Annotated in this window: 23 protein-coding genes; 13 read left to right on the top strand and 10 right to left on the bottom strand. The window is 50.7% G+C overall.

The window, feature by feature from the left end; all coding sequences use genetic code 11:
• Positions 1 to 312: 312 nt before the first annotated feature.
• The 6 genes from cysG to ACPXV9_RS14815 form a co-directional block, all read right to left on the bottom strand.
• A complete protein-coding gene (gene cysG, locus ACPXV9_RS14840) occupies positions 313 to 1701 on the bottom strand; it encodes a siroheme synthase CysG (RefSeq protein WP_423898649.1) in 1389 nt (462 codons plus the stop codon).
• Positions 1698 to 2981: a serine--tRNA ligase gene (gene serS, locus ACPXV9_RS14835; RefSeq protein WP_423898647.1), complete on the bottom strand. Its 1284-nt coding sequence runs from the start codon at positions 2979 to 2981 to the stop codon at positions 1698 to 1700. Before serS ends, cysG begins: the two co-directional genes overlap by 4 nt.
• Before the next feature lie 13 nt (positions 2982 to 2994).
• A complete protein-coding gene (crcB, locus tag ACPXV9_RS14830) occupies positions 2995 to 3369 on the bottom strand; it encodes a fluoride efflux transporter CrcB (RefSeq protein ID WP_423898645.1) in 375 nt (124 codons plus the stop codon).
• Positions 3370 to 3380: 11 nt separating this feature from the next.
• On the bottom strand, positions 3381 to 4736 hold the full coding sequence (locus ACPXV9_RS14825; protein ID WP_423898642.1) for a replication-associated recombination protein A: 1356 nt from the start codon (positions 4734 to 4736) through the stop codon (positions 3381 to 3383).
• Positions 4733 to 5290 carry an outer membrane lipoprotein chaperone LolA gene (gene lolA / locus ACPXV9_RS14820; RefSeq protein ID WP_423898640.1) on the bottom strand — a complete coding sequence of 186 codons (558 nt, stop codon included), beginning with the start codon at positions 5288 to 5290 and terminating at the stop codon, positions 4733 to 4735. Before lolA ends, ACPXV9_RS14825 begins: the two co-directional genes overlap by 4 nt.
• Before the next feature lie 76 nt (positions 5291 to 5366).
• Positions 5367 to 7718 (bottom strand): DNA translocase FtsK, encoded by a 2352-nt coding sequence (locus ACPXV9_RS14815; protein WP_423898637.1) that lies wholly within the window; start codon positions 7716 to 7718, stop codon positions 5367 to 5369.
• 284 nt (positions 7719 to 8002) lie between these two features.
• Here ACPXV9_RS14815 and trxB point away from each other — a divergent pair, with 284 nt between their 5' ends.
• The 4 genes from trxB (at position 8003) to infA (ending at position 10827) form a co-directional block, all read left to right on the top strand.
• Entirely contained in the window at positions 8003 to 8950 is a 948-nt protein-coding gene (gene trxB, locus ACPXV9_RS14810) for a thioredoxin-disulfide reductase (protein ID WP_423898634.1), read from the top strand.
• A 65-nt stretch (positions 8951 to 9015) separates the two neighbouring features.
• Entirely contained in the window at positions 9016 to 9741 is a 726-nt protein-coding gene (gene aat / locus ACPXV9_RS14805; RefSeq protein ID WP_423898631.1) for a leucyl/phenylalanyl-tRNA--protein transferase, read from the top strand.
• On the top strand, positions 9738 to 10445 hold the full coding sequence (locus tag ACPXV9_RS14800) for an arginyltransferase (RefSeq protein ID WP_423898629.1): 708 nt from the start codon (positions 9738 to 9740) through the stop codon (positions 10443 to 10445). Before aat ends, ACPXV9_RS14800 begins: the two co-directional genes overlap by 4 nt.
• 163 nt (positions 10446 to 10608) lie before the next feature.
• Positions 10609 to 10827 (top strand): translation initiation factor IF-1, encoded by a 219-nt coding sequence (infA, locus tag ACPXV9_RS14795; protein WP_423898627.1) that lies wholly within the window; start codon positions 10609 to 10611, stop codon positions 10825 to 10827.
• Positions 10828 to 10890: 63 nt separating this feature from the next.
• Here infA and clpA read toward each other — a convergent pair whose 3' ends face one another.
• Entirely contained in the window at positions 10891 to 13155 is a 2265-nt protein-coding gene (gene clpA / locus ACPXV9_RS14790; protein WP_423898624.1) for an ATP-dependent Clp protease ATP-binding subunit ClpA, read from the bottom strand.
• Positions 13156 to 13198: 43 nt separating this feature from the next.
• Positions 13199 to 13537: an ATP-dependent Clp protease adapter ClpS gene (gene clpS / locus ACPXV9_RS14785; RefSeq protein WP_423898623.1), complete on the bottom strand. Its 339-nt coding sequence runs from the start codon at positions 13535 to 13537 to the stop codon at positions 13199 to 13201.
• Positions 13538 to 13850: 313 nt separating this feature from the next.
• On the opposite strand from clpS, the gene ACPXV9_RS14780 reads away from it, so the two are divergent.
• Positions 13851 to 14099: a cold shock domain-containing protein gene (locus ACPXV9_RS14780; RefSeq protein WP_423898620.1), complete on the top strand. Its 249-nt coding sequence runs from the start codon at positions 13851 to 13853 to the stop codon at positions 14097 to 14099.
• A 78-nt stretch (positions 14100 to 14177) separates the two neighbouring features.
• Here ACPXV9_RS14780 and icd read toward each other — a convergent pair whose 3' ends face one another.
• Together icd and ACPXV9_RS14770 are read right to left on the bottom strand one after the other, a co-directional pair.
• The gene (gene icd, locus ACPXV9_RS14775) at positions 14178 to 15434 is read right to left on the bottom strand and encodes an NADP-dependent isocitrate dehydrogenase (RefSeq protein ID WP_423898618.1); all 1257 of its coding nucleotides are present in this window, start codon (positions 15432 to 15434) and stop codon (positions 14178 to 14180) included.
• A gap of 128 nt (positions 15435 to 15562) precedes the next feature.
• Entirely contained in the window at positions 15563 to 17794 is a 2232-nt protein-coding gene (locus tag ACPXV9_RS14770) for an NADP-dependent isocitrate dehydrogenase (RefSeq protein WP_423898617.1), read from the bottom strand.
• Between the two features lie 145 nt (positions 17795 to 17939).
• On the opposite strand from ACPXV9_RS14770, the gene ACPXV9_RS14765 reads away from it, so the two are divergent.
• The 8 genes from ACPXV9_RS14765 to ACPXV9_RS14730 all read left to right on the top strand — a co-directional run bounded on the left by ACPXV9_RS14765 (position 17940) and on the right by ACPXV9_RS14730 (position 25031).
• Positions 17940 to 18596, top strand: coding sequence for a pseudouridine synthase (locus ACPXV9_RS14765; protein WP_423898614.1), 657 nt, complete (start codon positions 17940 to 17942; stop codon positions 18594 to 18596).
• Complete coding sequence (locus ACPXV9_RS14760) at positions 18593 to 19042, top strand: NUDIX hydrolase (protein WP_423898611.1); 450 nt, start codon at positions 18593 to 18595, stop codon at positions 19040 to 19042. The genes ACPXV9_RS14765 and ACPXV9_RS14760 overlap by 4 nt, the downstream gene beginning before the upstream one ends.
• Before the next feature lie 39 nt (positions 19043 to 19081).
• Positions 19082 to 20197, top strand: coding sequence for a tRNA 2-thiouridine(34) synthase MnmA (gene mnmA, locus ACPXV9_RS14755; RefSeq protein WP_423898609.1), 1116 nt, complete (start codon positions 19082 to 19084; stop codon positions 20195 to 20197).
• Between the two features lie 110 nt (positions 20198 to 20307).
• The gene (hflD, locus tag ACPXV9_RS14750) at positions 20308 to 20946 is read left to right on the top strand and encodes a high frequency lysogenization protein HflD (RefSeq protein ID WP_423898607.1); all 639 of its coding nucleotides are present in this window, start codon (positions 20308 to 20310) and stop codon (positions 20944 to 20946) included.
• A 123-nt stretch (positions 20947 to 21069) separates the two neighbouring features.
• Positions 21070 to 22437 (top strand): adenylosuccinate lyase, encoded by a 1368-nt coding sequence (gene purB / locus ACPXV9_RS14745; RefSeq protein WP_423898605.1) that lies wholly within the window; start codon positions 21070 to 21072, stop codon positions 22435 to 22437.
• Between the two features lie 46 nt (positions 22438 to 22483).
• Positions 22484 to 23626: a JmjC domain-containing protein gene (locus ACPXV9_RS14740; protein WP_423898604.1), complete on the top strand. Its 1143-nt coding sequence runs from the start codon at positions 22484 to 22486 to the stop codon at positions 23624 to 23626.
• Between the two features lie 17 nt (positions 23627 to 23643).
• On the top strand, positions 23644 to 24147 hold the full coding sequence (locus ACPXV9_RS14735) for a hypothetical protein (RefSeq protein ID WP_423898601.1): 504 nt from the start codon (positions 23644 to 23646) through the stop codon (positions 24145 to 24147).
• Between the two features lie 11 nt (positions 24148 to 24158).
• The gene (locus tag ACPXV9_RS14730) at positions 24159 to 25031 is read left to right on the top strand and encodes a secretin N-terminal domain-containing protein (protein WP_423898599.1); all 873 of its coding nucleotides are present in this window, start codon (positions 24159 to 24161) and stop codon (positions 25029 to 25031) included.
• The last annotated feature ends 12 nt before the right edge of the window (positions 25032 to 25043 follow it).

Below are 25043 nucleotides of genomic sequence, written 5' to 3'. Positions count from 1 at the left end.
ATATTGCTTTGTGCCAGCTCTAAAACTGGGAAATCTACATCCTTGATGGCATTTAACCGATCAATATTTTTGTTGCCCGAATTGATGATCACCAGCAGGAACACCAAAAAGCCTATAGTGGCCACCAGCGGAATAACCGCAATCTTTAATTTGATGCTCAGATCATTAAGCCGACCCATTTAACACTCCAGGCAATATTATTTGTGTTTGAAGTTATAGTAGTCCCCTTTTTGGCCATTTTCCGAAGAATTAGCCTTAAAGGGAAAGTTGTTAATCGAATTATCGGCGAGGAAAGGGTGAACTTTAGAAGGATTATTGCCAGCGCAGACTGTCATGCAGTGCGACTACGGTCCCGACTATAACCAGTGTCGGCGCTTTAAATTGTTTCTGGCTGGCGATGTCAGAAATGGTTGATACAGTGGCTGTGGTCACTCGTTGCTCGGGGGTGGTCCCCTTTTCAATAATCGCAACAGGCAAATCCGGTGAAGCCCCTTGAATCTGGAGATTACGCATAATATTGGGCAATTCACCAAGCCCCATATAGAAAACCAGAGTTTGGTCCGGCTTGGCCAAGGATGCCCAGTCAAGGTCATCCCCCTGACTTTTTAAATGACCGGTGACAAATCGAACAGACTGGGAGTGGTCGCGATGGGTCAAAGGAATACCGGCGTAGGAGGAACAACCGGAAGCAGCTGTAATACCCGGCACCACTTGGAAAGACACACCATTGCGAGCCAGCAACTCCAGCTCTTCACCACCGCGACCAAAGATAAACGGGTCGCCACCTTTCAGGCGCAGAACCTGCTTACCCTGTTTGGCCAGATCAACCAGTAATTGATTGATATCCGGTTGTGGCACACTGTGGTCGGCCTTGCGTTTGCCGACATAGATTTTTTCAACCTGCCGCGGCAGCAAGCTCATTATATCCTCGGACACCAGACGATCGTATAAAACCACTTCGGCCTGCTGGATCAGCTTCAACGCCTTGACAGTCAATAAATCTGGATCACCGGGGCCTGCGCCGACCAGAAACACCTGACCGGTTAATCTTCCGGCTTGCGCCTGCTTCAATTGCTCCTGAAACTGGGCATCCGCTCGCTCGGAGTCACCGCGCAGCACCATATCCTTGATCGGACTGCTTAATATCTGATGCCAGAAACGCCTTCTGAAGCTGGCATCCTGCAGAATACCAGCCACACGCTTTCGCCAACTTTCAGCCCATGCACTCAAACGGCCAAAGTCTGCCGGGATAAAGGCTTCAAGGTGCTGTTTCAGGTAGCGGGTGATGGTAGGTGATTGGCCATCCGTGTGCAGCGCCACGGTAACATTTTGGCGCTCGATGATGGCGGGAAGCAGTAAATTGCCCTGTTCTGCATCGCTTGCAACATTCACCAGCAGCCCCTGCTGTTTGCATTGCTTGGCAATGTCGTCATTCAGCTTACGGTCATTGGTAGCGGCAATGATTAAAGCGAAGCGATCCAGTGACAGATCCACGGAATTGCTCTCGGACCAGGTCTGTGGATACCACTTCAACCCGGCTTCAATCAAAGGCGCAAAATCATCCTCAATCTCAGGGGCAATCAACTCAATGTCTGCTCCGGTCCGCATCAGTGTTTTACACTTGCGCAACGCAATGGCTCCCCCGCCTATAACCAGGCAGGGTTTATCTTCAAGCTTGAGGCCCAGCGGTAAGTATTTCATTGCCCGCCGATCTGAGTAACGCCACCCATGTAAGGCTGTAAGACTTCAGGAACCAGCACGCTGCCATCGGGTTGCTGGTAATTTTCCAGCACTGCAATCAGGGTGCGACCCACTGCCAATCCTGAACCATTGAGGGTATGCAGCAGTTCTGGCTTACCCGTTTCAGAGTTGCGGAAGCGAGCTTTCATCCGGCGCGCCTGAAAATCACCAAAGGTGCTGCAGGAAGAAATCTCACGGTACTTCTCCTGAGAAGGCAGCCACACCTCAATGTCATAGGTCTTGGCAGATGAAAAGCCGAGATCGCCACCACACAGAATCACGGTCCGATAAGGCAGATCAAGAGCCTGCAGTATCGCTTCGGCATTGCCTGTCAAAGCTTCCAGAGCAGCGTCGGACTCCTGCGGTTTGACGAACTGAACCAGCTCAACTTTTTCAAACTGATGCTGACGAATCATGCCGCGGGTATCACGGCCATGACTGCCAGCCTCGGAGCGGAAACACGGTGTATGGCACACAAACTTGAGTGGCAGAACCGAGTCGTCCTGAACAATTTCATTACGCAGAATATTGGTAACCGGCACTTCCGCCGTTGGGATCAGGTAAAACTCGCGGTCATCGTTGAGTTTAAACAGATCGTCCTCAAACTTGGGCAGTTGACCGGTGCCATAGAGGGAATCTTTGTTGACTACAAAGGGAACATAGATCTCTTCGTAGCCGTGCTCAGCAATGTGTGTATTGAGCATAAACTGAATCAAGGCCCGGTGAAGACGGGCAATACCGCCCTGCATTACCGCGAAGCGTGAACCGGTCAGCTTTGACGCCGTATCAAAGTCGAGTCCGCCGAGCTGAGCGCCCAGGTCCACATGATCCTTGACCTCAAAATCAAAGGATTTGGGCGTACCCCAGGTTCTGATTTCGACATTGTCGTCTTCACTTTCACCTGCAGGGACGGCATCAGATGGAATATTGGGTACACCGCTGAGCAAATCTTCCAGCTTCAGTTGGATCTGGGCCAGCTGCTCCTCGGCTGCCTGTTTCTGCTTTTTAAGGTTGCCCACTTCTTGTAACAGGGGCTGAATGTCTTCACCAGCAGCCTTGGCTTTACCAATACTTTGGGCGCGGGCATTACTTTCCTTCTGAAGATTTTCAGTTTTGGTTTGTATGACCTTGCGCTCTTCCTCCAGAGCTTTAAAGCCCGCCACATCCAGTTCAAAACCTTTAATGCGAAGCTTTTCAGCAACAACTTCGGGATTAGAGCGAATTAATTTCGAATCAAGCATATCTACAAACCAGTCAAATAATACGAATTGTGAGTGAATAACCGGCCCAAACAGCCAGTAAGCAACCGACGACGCTAACCAGCATATAGGTTGCTGCGGTTGCAATAAAACCTTGTTGCAGGAGAGTCAGTGCCTCCAGAGCAAAGGTGGAAAATGTGGTAAAAGCGCCGAGAAAACCGGCCATGATGACCAATCGCCATTGATCGCTCAACAGCCCGCGCTCGACAATGTAAACGTAGGCCATACCAATCAAGAAAGAACCCAGAACATTGATGCACAGTGTTGCTATAGGAAATCGATGAGACACCAGTGGCACAGAATAAATGGTAATGGCGTAACGACTCATTGCCCCCAGAGCGCCACCGAGGGCCACTGCTAACCACTGCATGGAAAATCCTATTAATTGTTGTCCGTTTTATCCGGGTAACGCTGCCAGTCGCTGCCAGCATTGAGCTGTTTCAGATACTGCAATTTTTCCGCTATTTTCTGCTCCAGCCCTCTCGGGACCGGGTGGTAATAACTGGCATTACACACTTCTTGCGGGAAATAGTTTTCCCCTGCGGAAAATCCTTCAGGCTCGTCGTGGGCGTATTTGTATTCGGCACCGTAATCGAGAGACTTCATTAGCTGGGTCGGAGCGTTGCGTAAATGCAAAGGCACCTCGTAACTGGGCTGGGATTTTACATCCGCCATTACTTGGTTGAAAGCCTTATATACAGCATTGCTCTTTGGTGCGGCCGCCAGATAGGCAATAGCCTGCGCTATAGCCAGTTCACCCTCGGGACTGCCCAGTCGTTCTTGCACCTCCCAGCCGTTGAGTGCCAGCTGCAGCGCACGTGGGTCGGCGTTGCCTATGTCTTCACTGGCCATTCTGACTACTCGGCGCGCCACATAGAGTGGATCGCAACCGCCATCCAGCATGCGGGCAAACCAGTAGAGCGATGCATCTACATCAGAACCCCGAACAGATTTGTGCAAAGCGGATATTTGCTCGTAGAAGACGTCACCACCTTTATCAAAGCGACGCACTTCATTGGCAAGAATTTCCTGCAGGGTGTCATTGGTAATCACACGCCTGCCCTGCTCATTGGTTTCAGCCAGATCATTGCCTACCTCAAGCAGGTTCAGGCACTTCCGGCCGTCACCATCCGCCGCATAGGCAATGGTTTCCAACACACCCTCTTCCAAGTGTGGAGGATCCAAACCCAGACCGCGTTGTTTATCCTCCAGCGCCTGTTGCAACATTTGAATCAGGTCTTCAGTCTTAAGGCTTCGCAACACATAAACCCGAGAACGGGATAGCAAGGCATTATTTAACGAAAAAGAGGGATTCTCTGTGGTCGCACCAATAAAGATAACGGTGCCATCTTCTACATAGGGCAGAAAAGCATCCTGTTGAGCCTTGTTGAAGCGATGCACTTCGTCCACAAACAGAATGGTTTTGCGACCGGATTGAAGCTGAATATCCTGAGCTCTGGCAACCGCACTGCGTATGTCTTTAACCCCGGCGAGCACCGCTGAAATGGTCTCAAAGTGTGCATCGGAGACCTCAGCAATCATCTTGGCCATGGATGTCTTACCCACACCCGGCGGTCCCCAGAGCACCATCGAATGAAGGTGTTTGCTGATCACCGCTTCGCGAAGTGGCTTGCCAACCCCGAACAAATGTTCCTGCCCAATATAGTGATCAGGATGCTTGGGGCGCATCCTGGCCGCCAGCGGCTGAATTGGAGTCGGGTCAAATAAGTCGTTCATTGGTAGACGACGTCAGTCCCCTGTGGAATCTCAAAGGTAAATAAATCACTCTGAATCACCAGATTTTGCTCAGTCTCGAGTAATTCAAAAGCCGTACGCTGTTCCATATGATCCAGCATACTAAGACCAACAAGATTATTTTCTAAAAATGTCAACTCAAGTTTCTTGAAAAGCGGATTTTCCTGCTTCGGTAAAAGCTGAAAATGGCCATCGGACAATTGTTGAATGTCATATTCTTCGTACAGGCGCTCCGGTGCTCCGGAGAATAGAATGGCTGGTGCCATTTGTAACGTGCCATCAATGGCCCCTGTTGTCACCTGTTCCAAATCCGGATCGTACAACCAGTAACGGCCACCATCACTGATCAGTAACTGCGGCATTGGCTCGATGGTCTCCCAGCGAATTTTTCCGGGCGTTACTATCTGAAAGCGCCCCTCCTGCTCCCCCAATACACTGCCTGATTCATCGAATTGGGCCTGAATAAAGCGCCCGGCAAGACTTTTGAGGCCGTACATTCTGTCTGACAGACTCAGCTCTTCAGATTGGGCTGACACGGCAAAGCCTGACAAAATCCAAATAAAAACCAACAAACCACTACGAAACAAATTTATCTCCTATCTGCTCACTCAATCAGTGTTTGGGTGGTGCTGGCGCCAGAACCTCGCGGTTGCCATTGGTCCCCATTTCACTGACCACACCGGCCGCTTCCATGGTTTCAATCAAACGAGCCGCACGGTTATAACCCACACGCAATTTACGCTGCACCGAAGAGATTGACGCCTTGCGGGTTTCGGTCACAAAAGCCACTGCCTCGTCATACAGGGGATCGGATTCATCATCCCCACCTTCGCCACTGTCATCACTGAGCCCGGGCACAGGAATACTGTTGGTGCTATCGTCTATGACGCCTTCGAGATAATCAGGTTCCCCACGCTGTTTCCAGTCATGAACCACTTTATGGACTTCGTGATCGTCGACAAAAGCACCATGCACCCTTTGTGGCACGCTGGTTCCAGGCGCCAAATACAACATATCACCGTGCCCCAGCAATTGTTCAGCGCCGCCCTGATCAAGAATGGTGCGTGAATCAATCTTGGACGATACCTGAAATGCCATCCGGGTCGGGACATTGGCTTTGATCAAACCAGTGATAACATCCACGGACGGTCGCTGTGTAGCCAAAATCAAATGTATGCCAGCCGCCCGGGCTTTCTGTGCAATCCGGGCAATCAACTGCTCCACTTTTTTGCCCACGATCATCATCATGTCTGCAAACTCGTCAACCACCACCACAATGTGCGGCAGAGTTTCCAGATCGGGCGCAGGAGCCTGTTCTTCACCAGCCATAAAATGCTCTTCAGGATTCCAGAGTGGATCTTTCAATGGCTCTCCAGCCTTAATCGCCTCTTCAACTTTGCGATTAAAGCCCGCCAGATTCCGAACCCCCATGGCTGCCATCAGCTTGTAACGTCGCTCCATCTCACCAACACACCAGCGCAAGCCGTTGGCGGCATCTTTCATGTCGGTGATCACCGGCGTCAGCAAATGGGGAATGCCCTCGTAAATGGATAATTCCAGCATCTTCGGATCCACCAGAATCAGGCGCACTTCTTTGGGGCTGGATTTGTACAGCAAGCTCAACAGCATCACGTTGACGCCCACCGATTTGCCGGAGCCCGTGGTGCCCGCAACCAGCAAATGTGGCATCTTCGCCAAATCAACAACAACTGGCTCACCCGCGATATCGTGGCCCAGAGCCATACTCAGGGACGATTTTGATTTTTCATAGACCTCGGTGGCCAGCACCTCACTGAGTCGCACCATCTCACGATGTTCGTTGGGAATCTCAATACCAACCACCGACTTGCCTGGAATAACTTCTACCACCCGCACACTGATAACTGCCAGTGATCTGGCCAGATCTTTGGCAAGGTTGGTAATACGGCTGACTTTTACCCCCGGGGCTGGCTGGATTTCAAAGCGGGTAACTACCGGCCCGGGCAGTACCGAAACCACTTCGGCTTCAATACCAAAGTCTTTGAGCTTGAGCTCCAACAACCGTGACATGGCCTCCAGTGATTCCTTGGAATAGCCCTTGCCTTTCGACTTATCTGCTGGATCCAGTAAGCTGATGGCAGGCAATTCACCTACGGGGCCCGTTTTATCATCAAACAGAGAGGTCTGCTTTTCTTTCTCTACGCGCGCACTGGTCTTGGCTTTTTTAACCGGCTGCTTGATTTTGGGGGGTTCTTTGGCTTCCACCTGTTTAACTTTTTCGACAAAAATCGCTTCTCGTGCTTTCTGGGCTTCTACGTGCTGTTTCTTTTCCTCTCGATCCAGGCGCCGCTTATGCAATTTCTGTTTAATGCCACCAACAGTCGCCAGAGTCACACCACCAAGCCAGTCCATCAGGGCAAACCAGGACAGGTCGGTAAATACGGTCAAGCCAAACAGAAAAATAGCAAGTAAAACCACCACGCTGCCGGTATAGCCCAAAGCGGCCTCTACGGATGAAGCCACACTGGAGCCAAGCAAACCGCCGTTAGAGAAAGGCAGAACCTCACTTTCCAGCCCCATATTCAGAGTGGTAAGACCGGTAGATGACATCATCACCAAGACAAAACCAACAAGCCGCAGAGTAAACAGTACGCCATCAAACCGGGTCTTTTGCGCCCTTTGTTTAAGCACCAGCCAAGCCCGATAGGCAATCAGTAGCGGAAACAGATAGGCCATATAACCAAACAGCGAGAAAAATACATCTGCCAGCCAAGCCCCGGTGGGACCACCAGCATTGGTTATGGCATGGCCGCTGCCGGTGTGGGACCAGCCAGGATCGGACGCATCGTAGGTAGCCAGAGCCATAAGAATATACAGGCATACAGCGACCAGACCGATAAGAGCCCCCTCAGCAAGGATCCGAACTGGCAGTGATGTAGCCTCTGACTGCTGCTCGCCGCCTGTTGTTTGTTGTTTTACGCTCAAGAGAACCCCAATGATTGCTTTGCAGTCACACGCCTGTGAGGCGCCAACCTTTAATATAAAGTGATAACTTATTCTAATAGTAACAAGCGCTTATGTCGCCTTGCTTGAGTCATTTATACCTAAAAATCCAGCCAGAACTGGAATACCCAACCCTCAGCCTGATCACAAAATAAACTATTAATAGCGCTTATCTGATTGATTGAAGACTTTTACTAGGCGAGGTTTATCTATTTGCCTATGATGGCCTACTTTAAAAATCACATCTCAAATCTAGGACTTTCTAAATGAGCGACGTGCAACATCATCAGGTAATTATCCTCGGTTCCGGCCCTGCCGGCTACACCGCAGCCATTTACGCTGCCCGGGCCAACCTTAACCCGGTTGTTATTACCGGCATGCAGCAAGGTGGCCAGCTGACCACAACCACCGAGGTTGAAAACTGGCCCGGTGGCGTGGCTGACCTACAAGGGCCGGCGCTGATGCAACAGATGCAGGAACACGCAGAACGCTTTGACACCCAGATTATTTTTGACCACATTCACGAAACCGATCTGAGCCAGCGTCCCTTCACCCTGAAAGGCTCCAACACCTATACCTGTGATGCTCTGATTATTGCCACCGGTGCCTCAGCCCAATATCTGGGGCTGCCATCAGAAGAAGCTTTTATGGGCAAAGGCGTGAGCGCCTGTGCCACCTGTGACGGTTTTTTCTATCGCGGTAAAAAGGTTGCAGTGGTTGGTGGTGGCAACACCGCTGTTGAAGAAGCCCTCTACCTGTCCAATATAGCCTCAGAGGTAACGTTGATTCACCGCCGTGATTCATTGCGCTCTGAAAAAGTTCTGCAGGACCGTATTTTGGAAAAAGCGGCTAACGGCAACGTCAATATCATCTGGAATCACACGCTGGAAGAAGTGGTGGGCGACGACGCCGGTGTTACCGGTCTCAAGCTGAAAAGCACACATGATGACAGCAATCAGGAAATTGATGTCGCCGGTGTATTTATTGCGATTGGACACAAGCCTAACACCGATATTTTTGCTGGCCAGCTGGACATGAAAGACGGCTACATCGTGATTAATAGCGGCCTGAATGGCAACGCCACCGGCACCAGTGTTGAGGGTGTCTATGCTGCGGGTGATGTTTCCGATCACATCTATCGCCAAGCCATTACCTCTGCCGGAGCGGGCTGCATGGCTGCACTGGATGTTGAGAAGTTTCTCGACAACCAATAATCCAGCTCCAATAAAGCCCGGCAAGCCTCTGCCGGGCTTATTTCTTATCGGGCGCAAATGTCCCAATGATCCAACTACCATTTATCGAGCCAGGCGCAACCAGCTTTCCCGCCACCAGCAACGCACTGGAAGACCCAAACGGTTTACTGGCTTTTGGTGGCGACTTAAGTCCGCAGCAATTGTTTGCGGCTTACCGCAAGGGCATCTTTCCCTGGTTTGATGACGAATCGCCAATTCTCTGGTGGTCACCCTCACCGAGACTGGTACTCAAACCCTCGCAATTGCACGTATCCAAATCAATGCGCAAGCTGCTGCGGCAGCGCCCGTTTACTGTGACCACAGACAAGGCTTTTGAAGCTGTGATAACCGCCTGCGCGGAACCCCGTGAAGATCAGGGCACTTGGATTACTGAAGAAATGATTGCCGCTTATTGCGAACTGCACCATCACGGTATTGCTCATTCAATAGAGGTCTGGGAGCAAGATACTTTGGTTGGTGGCCTTTACGGCGTCGCCATTGGCAGCGTGTACTTTGGCGAATCTATGTTCAGCTTGCGTTCAAATGCTTCCAAATACGGCTTTATCTCACTCGTGGAGCAATTGGATCGGCTCAATTACCAACTGATTGATTGCCAGGTGCACACAAACCACCTTGCCAGCCTGGGAGCCGAAGAGGTTTCCCGCCCAGAATTTGAGTCAATTCTTAAAGATGCTGTTAATATGGAAAACCGCTGGCCAACTTCTGAACAAGTCAACCAGCCATTGGTAAACCAAAAGGCAAACGGAAAATGACCGATCTCTCGTCTATCAGACTTTTTGCCACACACCCTCACGATTGCAGCTATCTTGAGAATCGTCAGGCCACGACTCTTTTTGTCGATCCTGAGCTCAAGATGGACAGAAGCCTCTACTCAAAACTGTCCGCCCTGGGGTTCCGGCGCAGCGGGGAACACCTCTACCGCCCTCGCTGCCAGAAATGCCGGGCCTGTATTGCAACCCGTGTTGCGGCTGCTCATTTCAAGCCAAACCGCAGCCAGCGACGCTGCTGGAAGAAAAATCAGGATATTGAAGTTCGCATTTCAGAAGAGTTAAACACGGCACTCTACTACCCTCTTTACGAACGCTATATCTATCAGCGCCACGCTGACGGCGACATGTACCCTCCTTCAGAAGAGCAGTTCAATAGTTTTCTGCTGAGCGCCTGGGATGTGACCCGCTATGTGGAATTCTGGCTTGAAGATAAACTGGTTGGTATTGCGGTTATGGATCAACTGGAATCCGATCTGACCGCGGTATATACATTCTACGACCCGGACCTTCCAAAACGCAGTCTGGGTGTTTTTGCCATTCTCTGGCAGATACACCACGCAGCCAAAGAAAACCTCAATCACGTCTATCTTGGTTACTGGATCAAAGAGTGCGATAAGATGAATTACAAGCTCTCATATCGCCCCGCACAGCTGTTTATTGACAACAACTGGCTCACTTTGAATTAAAGTCAGGCAACCTTCAGAACAAAAAAACGGCACATTGCAGTAAAAACTTCCGTTATTTTTCAGCATTTTAGCCTTTGATGCTTGGCTCTACTGCGCTTTTCAGGCACAATTCACGCCGTCTCAAATCTGGGTACTTTTCGAACTAACACGAGGTGGTTGCCGAATGGCAAAAGAAGACAACATTGAACTGGAAGGCGAGGTTATCGACACCCTGCCAAACACGACTTTTCGTGTAAAGCTTGAGAACGGCCACATTGTGACCGCACACATTTCAGGCAAAATGAGAAAGAATTACATCCGTATTCTGACTGGCGACAAGGTCAAGGTTGAAATGACCCCTTACGACCTGAGCAAAGGCCGCATCACCTACCGCGCCCGTTAATCTCAGAATCTTCAGCTGAAGCCAGTCTCTCCTGCTGCCAATAACCGGCAATACAATTCAGGATCAGGCTGGCTCAGTTTCCAAGTGCAGCTCTTTACCTTCAACCGTGACATGCACCACCCCTCCAGAGTTAGCCAAATCACCAAATAGCACTTCCTCCGCTAATGGCTTTTTCAGCATTTCCTGAATCAGGCGATTCATGGGCCTAGCCCCCATTTTTTCGTCGTAACCATTTTCAGCCAGCCACTCACGAGCCTCATCGGACACATCCAGCATGACTTTCTTGTCATCAAGCTGGGCTTGCAACTGCACCAAGAACTTGTCGACAACGGTTTTAATGACATCCAGATTCAGTGAACCAAATTGCAAGATGGCATCCAGACGGTTGCGGAACTCAGGTGTAAATGACTTCTTAATGGCTTCCATACCATCACTGGAGTGATCCTGCTTGGTAAAGCCAATGGATGCCCTGCTCATGTCTTCGGCACCGGCATTGGTGGTCATGATAAGAATCACATTACGGAAATCTGCCTTGCGACCATTGTTGTCGGTCAAAGTGCCGTGATCCATGACCTGCAACAACAGATTGAAGACTTCGGGATGGGCTTTTTCAATCTCATCGAGCAGTACAACACTGTGCGGATGCTTGGTAACGGCATCGGTTAGCAGACCACCCTGATCAAAGCCGACATAGCCAGGGGGGGCGCCAATCAGGCGGGAAACCGTATGACGCTCCATATACTCGGACATATCGAAGCGAATCAGCTCAACCCCCATGGTAGAGGCCAGCTGTTTACACAATTCGGTCTTGCCCACTCCGGTAGGCCCGGCAAACAGGAACGACCCAATGGGCTTGTCGGCCACATTGAGTCCGGCTCTGGCCAGCTTGATCGATGTAGACAAAGCCTCGATGGCCTCATCCTGACCAAATACGGTCATCTTCAGATTATCCGTCAGATCACGCAATTGCTCTTTATCGGAGGAAGAGACATTTTTTGGAGGAATACGGGCAATTTTGGCAACTATGGCCTCGATATCACCGACGCCAATCAATTTTTTGCGTCGTGATTGCGGTACCAGCTGTTGAAAAGCGCCGGCCTCATCAATCACATCAATGGCCTTATCCGGCAGAAAACGCTCTGTAATATAGCGCTCCGCCAATTCAGAAGCCGCTTTTAGAGCAGTGTCGGTGTAACGCAACCCATGATGCTCCTCAAAGCGGGACTTGAGTCCCTTGAGGATTTGAAAGGTGTCCTCAACACTGGGTTCATTGACATCAACCTTCTGAAACCGGCGCGACAAGGCGCGATCTTTCTCAAAAATACCTCGATATTCCTGAAAAGTGGTTGAACCCACACAACGTAAATCTCCGGAACTCAACAGGGGCTTGAGTAAGTTGGAAGCGTCCATTACACCGCCAGATGCGGCACCGGCACCGATAATCGTGTGAATTTCATCAATAAAGAGAATGGCGTGATCCTGTTTTTTCAAGTCTGCCAGCAGACCTTTAAAACGCTTCTCGAAATCGCCTCGATATTTGGTGCCAGCCAGCAGTGACCCCAAATCAAGTGAGTACACCACACTGGCCTTCAGTACATCGGGCACCTCGCCATCCACTATACGCTTGGCAAGCCCTTCGGCAATGGCGGTTTTACCCACGCCGGATTCACCCACCAGCAACGGGTTGTTTTTACGGCGACGAGTCAAAATTTGGCTCACTCGCTCTACTTCATGCTCGCGGCCAACCAATGGATCAATTCGGCCCAGCATGGCCTCTTCATTAAGATTGGTGGCATAGGCCTCAAGTGGACTAGGCGCCGGAGCCTCAGCACCACCAAGCGCATCTTCGGAATGATCCTGAGATGGCTCTTCATGGTGTTCATCATGACCCGCTACTTTGGAAATACCGTGAGTAATAAAGTTGACCACGTCTATGCGGGCTACATTTTGTTGTTTGAGGTAGTAGACGGCCTGACTTTCCTGCTCACTGAAAATGGCCACCAGAACATTGGCTCCGGTTACCTCGCGCTTGCCGGAAGACTGCACATGAAATACAGCACGCTGTAACACACGCTGAAACCCCAGTGTCGGCTGAGTTTCACGCTCAGTTTCGTTTTCGGGTATCAGTGGCGTGGTTGAATCGACAAACTCAATCAGGTCACGCCTCAGGACATTCAGGTCTGTGCCGCAAGCCCTTAAAACATTGGCTGCAGACTCGTTATCGATCAAGGCAAGCAACAAGTGCTCAACAGTCATAAACTCATGACGCTTTGATCTGGCTCCTTTAAAGGCTACGTTCAGTGTCACCTCTAAATCTTTACTCAGCATTAACTCTCACCCCAAAGCCGTTGATTACTTTTCACCGGGACAGTTATTCCTCGTCCCCATCATCCACTGCCTCAATTTCACACAACAATGGATGTTCATTATCTCTGGCATATTGATTCACTAAAGCCGCTTTAGTTTCAGCAATATCCCGTGTAAAAACCCCACAAACTCCTTTTCCCTGAGTGTGAACAGTTAACATTACGTTCGTAGCCTGTTCCCGGTTCATGGAAAAAAACTGTTCCAGAACATCTACAACAAACTCCATAGGAGTATAGTCGTCGTTCAACAGCACCACCTTGTACATGGATGGACGACGCAGACGTGGCTTCATCTCCTGAACAGCCAGACCGCCGTCATCTATCTCATCATTATCGTAGCTCATATTTAAGTCTAGCTGATTATTGGAAGAGTCAATTAATCCCGACAACATCACATTACCAATTACGTCACTATAGAAACACAAGCCCGGATTTTACCTCTAAATGGCGTTTAAAACTGCTATTTGCCGGGATTCTTGACAGTTTTTAAGCCCTTGGTTATATATTACCCAGCTGTTCACAATGATCATAAAACAAACAGCTCTTTACTGGCGTGGTGGGTATTTAGATGAGTTATAAAAACCCAGAAGCGACGGCGAAGCAAGTAATAAAAACATAACAAACATTTGCACGAACCGACCAAGTAAGGAACTCACTATGCCTACTGGAACTGTAAAGTGGTTTAACAACGCCAAGGGTTACGGATTTATTCTCTCTGAAGACAGCAAAGAAGATCTATTTGCACACTTCTCTGCCATTCAAATGGAAGGCTACAAAACCCTCAAGGCAGGTCAAGCTGTCAACTTTGACATAGAAAAAGTTGATAAAGGCTATCACGCCAAGAACATTTGTCTGGCAGAGAAAAGCGAAACCACACCCCCTGTTCAGGTTTTGGCTACTGGCTAAAAAGCCCTCATTTTAGAGGGCTTTTTTATAGGCATTATTGAGCTTGCCAAGGCCACCCCTGCCCCAGCAGTAGGCGGGTTAGGGCATATTGTCGATAATCGCATCACCAAATTCTGACGAAGATAGCAGCGTTGCACCATCCATCAACCGCTCAAAGTCATAGGTAACCGTCTTGGTCCCAATGGCCCCCTCCATGCCTGCAATCACCTTGTCGGCCGCTTCATTCCAGCCAAGATGACGCAGCATCATTTCCGCTGACAGTATCAGAGAACCTGGATTAACCTTGTCCTGCCCTGCATATTTGGGCGCCGTGCCATGGGTTGCCTCAAACACAGCCACGGCATCAGAAATATTGGCACCCGGAGCAATACCAATTCCACCCACCTGCGCCGCCAGAGCATCAGACAGATAATCACCATTGAGATTGAGTGTCGCTATCACACTGTACTCATCCGGTCGCAACAGAACCTGTTGCAGCATGGCATCGGCAATCACATCCTTAACAATAATGTCATTACCGGTTTTGGGGTTTTGCAAGCGACACCAGGGCCCACCATCAATGGGGGTTGCCCCAAACTCCTGCTGCGCCAGTTCATAACCCCAATCGCAGAAAGCCCCCTCGGTAAATTTCATGATATTGCCCTTGTGCACCAGAGTCAGAGAGGGCAAATCCTGATCAATGGTGTACTGCAGTGCTTTGCGTACCAGTCGCTTGGTGCCCTCCTCCGACACCGGTTTCACACCAATGCCACACTGTTCAGGAAAGCGAATTTTGGTCACACCCATTTGCCTCTGAAGAAAATCAATCACCTGTTGAGCTTCTTCACTGCCAGCTTTCCACTCCACACCGGCATAGATATCTTCCGAGTTCTCCCGAAAAATAACCATATTGGTTTTATCCGGTTCTTTAACGGGGGAAGGCACACCCGTAAACCAGCGAACCGGCCTTTGACAAACGTAGAGATCCATTTCCTGACGCAAGGCGACATTGAGAGATCGAAAGCCGCCTCCCACAGGCGTTGTCAAAGGGCCTTTGATACCTACGGAACAATCATTAAAGGCTTCTAGCGTCTCTGCGGGAAACCAGTCCCCCTCATACAAAGCCGCGGCTTTTTCACCGCAGTAGACCTCCATCCACTGAATATTTTTACTGCCGCCATAAGCTTTTTCGACGGCGGCATCGGTAACCTTGATCATCACGGGCGTGATATCGACGCCGATACCATCGCCTTCGATATAGGGAATGATTGGATTGTCCGGGACTTCAAGTGAGAAATCCGGATTGACCCTGATCTTTTCGCCACTCGCAGGAACTTGTATATGCTGATAACCCATGAAACTGACTCCTCTGCCCAAAACACGTATTACATACGCAATAAAAAAGGCCTGGTGTCGGCCCGCTGAACAATCGTTGCAGCTAGTACGGACCGACAACCAAGCCTTTGGGGCATCAGCGCTAATCGTTAAGAGATTAACTCCAGAGCCGAATTGAACGTCTTGCTGGGACGCATGGCAGCAGATGCCTTATCGTCATCAGGTCTGTAATAGCCGCCCAGATCAACCTTCTGACCCTGAGCACTATTAAGCTCTTCAACAATAATAGACTCTTTTTCAGCCAACTCTTTGGCCAGCTGTGAAAATGCGCCTTTGAGTTCGGCATCGTCATTCTGCTCAGCCAGAGCCTGAGCCCAGTACATCGCGAGATAAAAGTGACTACCGCGGTTATCGAGCTCATTAACCTTGCGCGATGGGGATTTGTTGTTGTCCAGAAAGCGGCCATTGGCAGCATCCAGAGCATCACCCATCACCTTGGCCTGTTTCAGATCCAGAGCGCCCGCAAGATGACTGAAGGACTCAGACAGCGCCAGAAACTCACCCAGTGAATCCCAGCGCAAGTGACCTTCTTCAACAAACTGCTGAACATGCTTTGGAGCTGAGCCACCGGCACCGGTTTCAAACAGGCCACCACCGTTCATCAACGGCACAATGGAAAGCATCTTGGCACTGGTACCCAATTCCAGAATCGGAAACAGATCCGTCAGATAATCACGCAATACGTTACCGGTAACTGAAATGGTGTCCTGACCTTTACGAATGCGTTCCAGAGAGAACTTGGTCGCATCAACCGGGGACATAATGTAAATGTGAAGATCCTGAGTGTCGTGCTCCTGCAAGTACACCTGAACCTTTTCAATCAGCTGTGCATCGTGGGCACGATTCTTGTCCAACCAGAATACGGCCGGAGTGTTGGTCGCGCGGGCACGGCGTACTGCCAGCTTCACCCAGTCGCGGATCGGGCCATCTTTTACCTTACACATACGGAAGATGTCGCCTTCTTCAACTTCCTGCTCCAGCAGCGTTTTGTTGTTGGCATCAATCACCATAATGCGACCTTTGCCAGGCGCAAGGAAGGTCTTGTTGTGCGAGCCGTACTCTTCGGCTTTCTTCGCCATCAGGCCCACATTGGAAACACTGCCCATGGTGCTGGGGTCGTAGGCGCCATTGGCGATACAGTCTTCGATAACGGCCTGATAAACACCGGCGTAGCAACGATCAGGGATCACCGCCTTGGTGTCATGCAGCACGCCATCCGGGCCCCACATCATACCGGAATCACGGATCATAGCCGGCATTGAAGCATCGACGATAATATCGCTGGGCACATGCAGGTTGGTAATGCCCTTGTCGGAGTTGACCATTGCCAGCTCAGGACGCTGCTTGTAACAGGCCTTGATGGCAGCCTCGATCTCTTCCTGTTGGGAAGGACGCAGGTCTTTGATTTTGGCGTACAAGTCGCCAATACCATTGTTGGGATCAACACCCAGATTGTTCAGAATCTCATCGTATTTTTCGAAAACCGGCTTGTAGTACTCACGCACCGCGTGACCAAACATGATCGGGTCTGACACTTTCATCATGGTGGCTTTCAGATGCAGCGACAGCAAAATATCCTGCTCTTTGGCGTCAACGATTTCTTTTGCCAGAAACTCGTTCAGCGCGTTGACGTTCATTACCGCACTGTCGATCACCTCGCCTTTCAGGACCGGGGTTTTCTTGCGCAGAATTTTAACGACACCGTTGTCGCCAACATATTTGATAACCACGTTGCCTTTTTTCTTAACAACAGTGGACTTTTCACTGCCGTAGAAATCACCCTCTTCCATGTGGGCAACGTGTGATTTGGATTCGGATGACCACTCACCCATACGGTGGGAATTTTTCTTGGCGTATTCTTTTACCGAAGAAGCGGCACGGCGATCTGAGTTGCCTTCACGCAAAACCGGGTTGACGGCACTGCCTTTAACCTTGTCGTACAGGGCTTTGATTTTGAATTGGTCGTCACTGGTTGGCTCTTCGGGATAATCCGGGATGCTGTAGCCTTGGTCCTGCAGCTCTTTGATGGCCGCGTGCATTTGCGGCACAGAGGCGCTGATGTTTGGCAGCTTGACGATATTGGCTTCGGGCTTATCAGCCAGTTCACCCAGCTCTGCCAGGTCATCGGCAATGCGTTGGTCTTTGGGCAGGTAATCTTCGAGGGTGGAGAGGATACGACCGGACAGTGAAATGTCTCGGGTTTCAACTTGTACGCCTGCCTTTTGGGCAAATGCTTGTACAATGGGTAACAGTGAATAGGTCGCGAGGGCTGGCGCCTCATCGGTTAAGGTGTAGATTATTGTTGGTTTTTCAGTGGTCATCGATTCTCCCAATCGTTTAGGTGGGTCCTAAGCAAGCCATATTCCACAAGGTTTTTGACCCTGTAGTCACTTACTTTTGCGGGGCGGATACTACCATTAGTCCGCGCTACAGTACAGGCAATAAAAAGTCACATCATTTATACTTATGTCTAATATTATCCTGATTAATAAGCCTTTTCGGGTGCTGAGCCAGTTTCAGGACGCTGAAAACAGGGCCACTCTGAAACAGTATTTACCAGACCAACCCGGCTTCTACCCCGCAGGCCGGCTGGACTATGACTCCGAAGGGCTACTGGTGCTAACCAATTCCGGCGCCCTGCAGCATCAACTGGCTCACCCCTCCAAAAAAACCTGGAAAACCTACTGGGTTCAGGTGGAAGGCACACCCACTGACAGTGATCTTGCCAGCCTCAGAAATGGTCTGGAGCTCAAGGATGGACCAACCAAACCAGCCAAAGCCAAACTGATGGCGCCACCCGAAAAACTATGGGAACGCAGCCCTCCCATTCGCGAGCGTAAAAACATCCCCACCCAGTGGCTGGAAATCAAAATCAATGAAGGTCGCAACCGACAGGTACGCAGAATGACCGCAGCCATTGGCTATCCGACCCTGCGCCTGATTCGCGTCAGCGTGGGCGATTTGAGCATAGGCAGATTGCAACCCGGTGAATATTTTGTGACGGAATTAAGTGAGCCCGTTGCAGCAGGCAGACCGCGTCCTAAAAAACCTAACAGAAAAACCAGCACCGCCAGCCACAGGGCCAAGCGCAAGCCATCTACCCGACAAAAGAGAACAAGATGACCAGAGAAAACCTACCACACCCTACTGTTGCCACGGTGGTGGAACAGGAGGGTCGCTATCTGATGGTACACGAGCACCGGGATAACAAATGGGTATACAACCAACCAGCCGGTCACATTGAAAATGGAGAGCACATCATCGATGCCGCCATACGCGAAACGCTGGAAGAAACCGCCTGGTTGGTGGAGCCCACAGCCATTGCCGGCATCAGTATGTACCACGCTCCCAATGGCATCAGCTACCTGAGAACCACCCTCATTGCCAAGCCTGTCAGACACCACCCTGAACGCGCACTGGACCCGGATATTCATGAGGCGGTTTGGCTCAGCTATGAAGAGCTGCTGGAAAAAAGCGAACAAATGCGCAGCCCCATTGTCTTGAAAGTCATCAACGATGTGCGCCAAGGGCAGACGTACCCCTTGGCCATGCTTTATGAGCACAGGTAGAATGCACGCCCTTTTACTCAGGCAGAGATTTCCAACCCCATGAACAACCGCGATCTTCCCCACAACCCGGCCGACACCAAAGTCATTGTTGGCATGTCCGGCGGTGTCGACTCCTCTGTAACAGCGCTACTGTTACTCCAACAGGGGTATCAGGTGGAAGGTCTGTTTATGAAAAACTGGGATGAGGATGACGGCACCGAATACTGCACGGCGCAAACCGATCTCAACGATGCCCAGCAGGTATCTGACAAGCTGGGCATAAAACTGCACACAGCCAACTTTGCCGCCGAATACTGGGACAATGTATTTGAGCACTTTTTACAGGAATATCAGGCCGGGCGTACCCCCAACCCGGACATCCTCTGTAACCGGGAAATCAAATTTAAAGTGTTTCTTGAATACGCCCAGATTCTTGGAGCTGACTATATCGCTACAGGCCATTACGTGCGCCGCGAGGACCGCAATGGACGCACTCACCTGATGAAAGGGATGGATAACAACAAGGATCAGAGTTATTTCCTCCACGCTGTTGGAGAAGAGGAATTTGCCCGCTCATTATTTCCTGTTGGCAAAATGGATAAACCCGAAGTCCGGGCAATTGCCGCTGAACACGATTTAATTACCAGCGACAAGAAAGACAGTACCGGTATCTGCTTTATCGGGGAACGTCGTTTTAAGGACTTTCTGGAACAGTATCTTCCCGCCCAGCCTGGTGATATCGTCACTGAGGAGGGAACCGTTTTGGGCAAGCACGCAGGCCTGATGTACCACACCATTGGCCAGCGCCAGGGGCTCGGTATTGGCGGCATCAAGGGCGCCGGCGAACACCCTTGGTATGTTGCTGAAAAAGATCTGGAAAATAACCAGCTACTGGTAGTTCAGGGCAGCAACCACCCGAAATTATTCAAGCAAACCATGACCTGTTCCCAAGCCCACTGGATCAATGGTGAGCCTAAGGACAAGATATTCCGGTGCATGGCCAAAACCCGATACCGCCAACCGGATCAGGCTTGTGAAGTTCAAATACTTGACGATGAGCAACTGCAAGTGGTTTTTGATGAGCCACAAAGGGCCATCACACCGGGGCAATCGGCGGTTTTTTATCTGGGCGACCAATGTCTGGGTGGCGCGGTTATTGAACAGGCGTCAAACTAAACTCGTAATATTGTCGTACTAACTTTGGCTGAGCTACTTTAATAACTCACCAACTCAACCAGCACGCACTGCATTACAACCGGGTCACACATCAGAATTAAGGAGTCGATGTGAGCAAAAACTGGACGGATATCACCCTGGCTCTGGCGGGCGTTTTTCAGTCTGCCACTCTGGTCGATCAGATCGCCAAAACCGGCTACCTGCCCACGGAAGCCCAACAAACCCTGATCCAAAGCCTTTTTGTCACATCACCGGACGACACCATCGCGGTCTATGGCGGCAGCCCAGCCAATCTGGAAGTAGGCCTGAAAGCCATCATTGACACCCTGGCCACCCAGCGTCACCAATCCCACGGAGATATTCTGCGCTATGTACTGGGGCTGCAGCATTTACAAAAGAAGTTGCAGGGTCGACAGGATATGCTCAAAGTCATCTCCAACCGAATTCAACAGACCAGCCATCAGGCAGAGCACTTTGGCCCCTGCCATGAAAATGTCATGGCCAGCCTCGCTGATATCTACACCGAGACCATCAGCACCTTCAAATTCAGAATTCAGGTCATGGGTGATTTCAGTTACCTTCAACAAAATCGTATTGCCAATCAGGTGCGCGCCCTGCTGTTTGCCGGCGTGCGCTCCGCCACTCATTGGCGGCAGGTGGGTGGCACCCGGTTTCAGATGATTCTGCAACGCAAGCGCATAGCCCAGGAAGCCGAACGACTGCTGCACGCCATCCGGGCGCAGGCTTAAAAATCCCCAAACCCTGATTTCCCTGCTAAGGGCCTGAAATCCCTTTCGGTTTCCGGTATGATGCGCGCCATCCGGCGCCAGCGCCCTATTCCTTAACTGTTTACTACCGTGAGAGTGTCCCCTATGAACCTTTCCGCCCTTACCGCTGTTTCTCCCATTGATGGTCGCTACGGCAGCAAAACCGCCGATCTCAGAGAAGTGTTCAGTGAATATGGCCTGATCCGCTGTCGAGTCGAAGTTGAAATTCGCTGGTTGCAGCGTCTGGCTGCCCACCCTGAAATCGCTGAAGTTCCGGCATTTTCTGAAGCCACCAACGCTCAACTGGACAAAATTGTCAGTGATTTTAACGAAGCCGGCGCCACCAAGATCAAAGAAATTGAAAGCGTCACCAATCACGATGTAAAAGCGGTGGAATACTTCATCAAGGATCAATTCAAAGGCAATGCCGAATTGGAAGCCGTGATGGAATTTGTTCACTTCGCCTGCACCTCCGAAGACATCAACAACCTGTCTCATGGCCTGATGCTCAAGCAGGGTCGCGATGATGTACTGGTACCGCAAATGCAAGCCATCGTTGACGCCATTGCCGGTCTGGCCAGCGAATACGCCGAAGACTCCATGCTGTCTCGCACCCACGGTCAAACAGCCTCTCCTTCTACCGTAGGTAAGGAAATGGCCAACGTCGTAGCTCGCCTGCGCCGTCAGCTGCAACAGGTCAAGCAGGTTGAGCTTCTGGGCAAAATCAATGGTGCCGTGGGCAACTACAACGCCCACCTGTCGGCCTATCCGGATGTTGACTGGCAAGCCAACGCCAAAACCTTTGTTACTAGCCTCGGCCTGACCTGGAACCCTTACACCACTCAAATTGAACCTCACGATTACATCGCTGAGCTGTTTGATGCCATTGCCCGCTTTAACACCATCCTGATCGACTTTGATCGCGATGTCTGGGGCTACATCTCCATGGGCTACTTCAAACAGAAAACCATTGCCGGCGAAGTGGGTTCCTCCACCATGCCGCATAAGGTTAACCCGATCGACTTCGAAAATTCCGAGGGCAACCTGGGGTTGGCTAATGCCGTTTTCGGCCACATGGCGGCCAAACTGCCCGTATCCCGTTGGCAGCGCGACCTCACCGACTCCACAGTACTGCGCAATATGGGCGTGGGCTTTGGCTACAGTGCCATCGCCTATGCCGCCACCATGAAAGGCATTGGCAAATTGGAAATCAACCGCCCTCGCCTGGCTGAAGATCTGGATAACAGCTGGGAAGTTCTGGCTGAGCCGATTCAGACCATCATGCGTCGTTACAATATCGAAGAGCCTTACGAGAAACTGAAAGCCTTGACCCGCGGTCAGGCCATCAGCCGTGAAGTGATCGAAAAATTCGTGGAAACGCTGAATGTACCTGAAAACGCCAAGCAGGCCATGCGTGACCTGACTCCCGAGAACTACATCGGCAACGCCATCGCGCAAGCGAAAGATCTTTGATCTTGCCGCGTCATTCCTGTCCACAGGAATGGCGCACTACACTCTTATGACCCAGCTTACCCATCTCGGCAACATTCCTGTCGAAACCTTTATCAAGGATTACTGGCAACAGAAGCCCTTGTTGATCCGCCAGGCGTTTCCCGACTACCAATCCCCCATCTCAGCCGATGAACTGGCCGGATTGGCACTGGAAGACGAGATTGAATCTCGCATCATCATTGAGCACGGCAAAACTCCATGGGAATTGCTGCGCGGGCCTTTTGACGAAACCGTCTTCAGCCAACTGCCCAAATCCCAATGGACTCTGCTGGTTCAGTCGGTAGATCAATGGCTGCCGGAAATCGCCGAGCTGTTGGATCACTTTCGCTTCATCCCCAACTGGCGACTCGATGACATCATGATCAGCTACGCCACCGATGGCGGCAGTGTTGGCCCACACTACGATCAGTACGATGTATTTTTACTGCAGGCACAGGGTAAGCGTCACTGGCAAATTGGTCAGATGTGCAATCAACAAAGCCCCTGCCTCGAAGGCACTGAGCTGCATATTCTGCAGGAGTTTCACCGCACAGACGACTGGGTTCTGGAACCCGGTGATATGCTTTATCTACCGCCCCAACTGGCTCATCTTGGTCAGGCGGTGGGCGATGACTGCATGACCTTTTCTGTGGGATTTCGCGCCCCCAGCCACGCTGACCTGCTGACCGATTTTATGGAAGAACAACTCAGCGAGCTGACTGAGGATGACCGTTTTGGCGACGCCGGCTTTGACTTCAACCCGAATTGTGGCGAAATCTCTGAACAGGCCATTGAACAGGTCAAAGCGATCCTAACCAGTAAATTGTCCGATACCGCCGCAATCCGTCAGTGGTTTGGTCGATACATGACCACCCCTAAAGAGCCGTCAGACGGTTTTTCAGAGCTTGAAGACCTTCCGCCTCTCGAGATACAACCCATTCCCTATCGCAGAAACCCGCAGATGCGATTTGCCTACAGTATCCATGGCTCTGATCAGGCATTGCTGTTTATCAACGGCGAACAGTTTTCAGTCAGCCCAACTCTGGCGCGATTATTGGGCGATCACAGTGAAATTTCAGGGCTGCAACTGCAGGATCTCTACCTCAATTCTGAAGATTCGGATTTGATAGGCTTTTTTCTGGAAAATGATATTCTTTACCCTGACGTTTAAACGACAGGCGATAAGCCATGGAAACTCCTTCCGAAAGCTGTGCGACACTGACCCTGCTCGAGGGTCTTGAAAGCTTTCAAAAGTATTTGCAATTGATAACCGGCAAATCGGTTAAAGAGCTCGACCTGCTGTTCGATCAGCTCGATCTCAACCTGTTCAATGACCCAGCCTTTATCGACAACCTCAGTCACATGGTTCGTCAACACCCGAAAGCCCGGGTTCGAATACTGCTGAAAAACACCCGCAATATAACGTCGCAACGCTGCCTGCTGCTGGATATAGCCAAGCGCTTACCCAGCAAAATCAATATCAGACGGGCAACCCATCCGCCACAGGACAACGCCATCAACTACGTTATCGCCGACCGCGATTCACTGTTGCTGCGCCATGACCGTGACAGTTATCAGGGGTTTTTCAATAGCAGCGCCCGTCCTGAGGCGCAAAATTTGCTTGAAGAATTCAACACCCTCTGGGAGCGTCAAAGTACAGACATTCCGGACTTGATGAATTTTCGACTCTAGCGAGGCCGATTATGCCCCATAAACTCTGCCAAACCCGGTTGTTACCGGTATGGTTGCTTGTCTTACTGATGTTAACGTCACAGGCTCAGGCCGACGACCGCCACATGGAAATCATTCCCCTCAAGCACCGCCCTGCGGAGAGTTTGATCCCCTCCCTGCAACCTTTGACCTCCGGCAACACCTCTCTTTCAGCAGTGGGCAATAAGCTGATCATCAAGGCCAGCCCCAGTGACATATTGCAACTTAAGACGTTGATTGAGGAACTCGACACCCCGCTGGCTCAATTTCGTATTTCCGTCAGAAGCGGCAACCAATCCAATATCCGACAATATGAAACCGGGTTTGAACATCAGGGGCCGAATGTCACATCAACCCCGACCATCAAGCGCAGCACCAACCGAGATGGTGTCACCATCCACAGCGAAACCCGTCGCAGCTCCAGTAAAGTCATCGTTCATCGCAACTCATCACTCAATAGCAACAACGCTCAACAGCAGGTGCGGGCAACGGAAGGTTATCCCGCCTACATTCACATTGGTAAAGAAGTGCCGGTGTCGAGTCTGATCATCTGGGATGCCTACGACAACGTCGGTGTAACCCGGGATTACAAACCGGTTATCTCAGGCTTCTATGTGGTACCACAATTGTCAAACGATGATTACGTTGTGCTGTCGCTGTCTACTCAGAAACAATCCCTTGGCAATAACCGGCAAATCAATACTCAGGGTTATCAGGGAACAGTGCGTGGACGGCTCGGGGAATGGATACAGGTGGGAGGCCTGGGGCAGCAGGACAATCAAAGAGAAACCAGCCTCAATCGGCATTACAGCAGCAATGTTGCAAGCAGCGGCAATCTGTATCTGATGGTTGAACGGGTTTATTGAGTAATGATCAAC

It is taken from the genome of Candidatus Pelagadaptatus aseana (assembly GCF_040362265.1).
Lineage (GTDB): Bacteria > Pseudomonadota > Gammaproteobacteria > Pseudomonadales > Cellvibrionaceae > Pelagadaptatus > Pelagadaptatus aseana.
Note: the sequence above shows the minus strand (reverse complement) of the source record. Positions and strands in the feature narration are given on the sequence as shown.

Excerpts from the sequence above, each read along its gene's own strand:
- ACPXV9_RS14800 (WP_423898629.1), top strand. The coding sequence starts at position 9,738 with ATGACCGATCTCTCGTCTATCAGACTTTTTGCCACACACCCTCACGAT.
- trxB (WP_423898634.1), top strand. The coding sequence starts at position 8,003 with ATGAGCGACGTGCAACATCATCAGGTAATTATCCTCGGTTCCGGCCCT.
- cysG (WP_423898649.1), bottom strand. The coding sequence starts at position 1,701 with ATGAAATACTTACCGCTGGGCCTCAAGCTTGAAGATAAACCCTGCCTG.
- aat (WP_423898631.1), top strand. The coding sequence starts at position 9,016 with ATGATCCAACTACCATTTATCGAGCCAGGCGCAACCAGCTTTCCCGCC.
- ACPXV9_RS14770 (WP_423898617.1), bottom strand. The coding sequence starts at position 17,794 with ATGACCACTGAAAAACCAACAATAATCTACACCTTAACCGATGAGGCG.
- purB (WP_423898605.1), top strand. The coding sequence starts at position 21,070 with ATGAACCTTTCCGCCCTTACCGCTGTTTCTCCCATTGATGGTCGCTAC.
- ACPXV9_RS14825 (WP_423898642.1), bottom strand. The coding sequence starts at position 4,736 with ATGAACGACTTATTTGACCCGACTCCAATTCAGCCGCTGGCGGCCAGG.
- clpS (WP_423898623.1), bottom strand. The coding sequence starts at position 13,537 with ATGAGCTACGATAATGATGAGATAGATGACGGCGGTCTGGCTGTTCAG.
- crcB (WP_423898645.1), bottom strand. The coding sequence starts at position 3,369 with ATGCAGTGGTTAGCAGTGGCCCTCGGTGGCGCTCTGGGGGCAATGAGT.
- ACPXV9_RS14735 (WP_423898601.1), top strand. The coding sequence starts at position 23,644 with ATGGAAACTCCTTCCGAAAGCTGTGCGACACTGACCCTGCTCGAGGGT.
- ACPXV9_RS14760 (WP_423898611.1), top strand. The coding sequence starts at position 18,593 with ATGACCAGAGAAAACCTACCACACCCTACTGTTGCCACGGTGGTGGAA.
- ACPXV9_RS14765 (WP_423898614.1), top strand. The coding sequence starts at position 17,940 with ATGTCTAATATTATCCTGATTAATAAGCCTTTTCGGGTGCTGAGCCAG.
- ACPXV9_RS14780 (WP_423898620.1), top strand. The coding sequence starts at position 13,851 with ATGCCTACTGGAACTGTAAAGTGGTTTAACAACGCCAAGGGTTACGGA.
- ACPXV9_RS14730 (WP_423898599.1), top strand. The coding sequence starts at position 24,159 with ATGCCCCATAAACTCTGCCAAACCCGGTTGTTACCGGTATGGTTGCTT.
- mnmA (WP_423898609.1), top strand. The coding sequence starts at position 19,082 with ATGAACAACCGCGATCTTCCCCACAACCCGGCCGACACCAAAGTCATT.
- ACPXV9_RS14740 (WP_423898604.1), top strand. The coding sequence starts at position 22,484 with ATGACCCAGCTTACCCATCTCGGCAACATTCCTGTCGAAACCTTTATC.
- serS (WP_423898647.1), bottom strand. The coding sequence starts at position 2,981 with ATGCTTGATTCGAAATTAATTCGCTCTAATCCCGAAGTTGTTGCTGAA.
- icd (WP_423898618.1), bottom strand. The coding sequence starts at position 15,434 with ATGGGTTATCAGCATATACAAGTTCCTGCGAGTGGCGAAAAGATCAGG.
- clpA (WP_423898624.1), bottom strand. The coding sequence starts at position 13,155 with ATGCTGAGTAAAGATTTAGAGGTGACACTGAACGTAGCCTTTAAAGGA.
- infA (WP_423898627.1), top strand. The coding sequence starts at position 10,609 with ATGGCAAAAGAAGACAACATTGAACTGGAAGGCGAGGTTATCGACACC.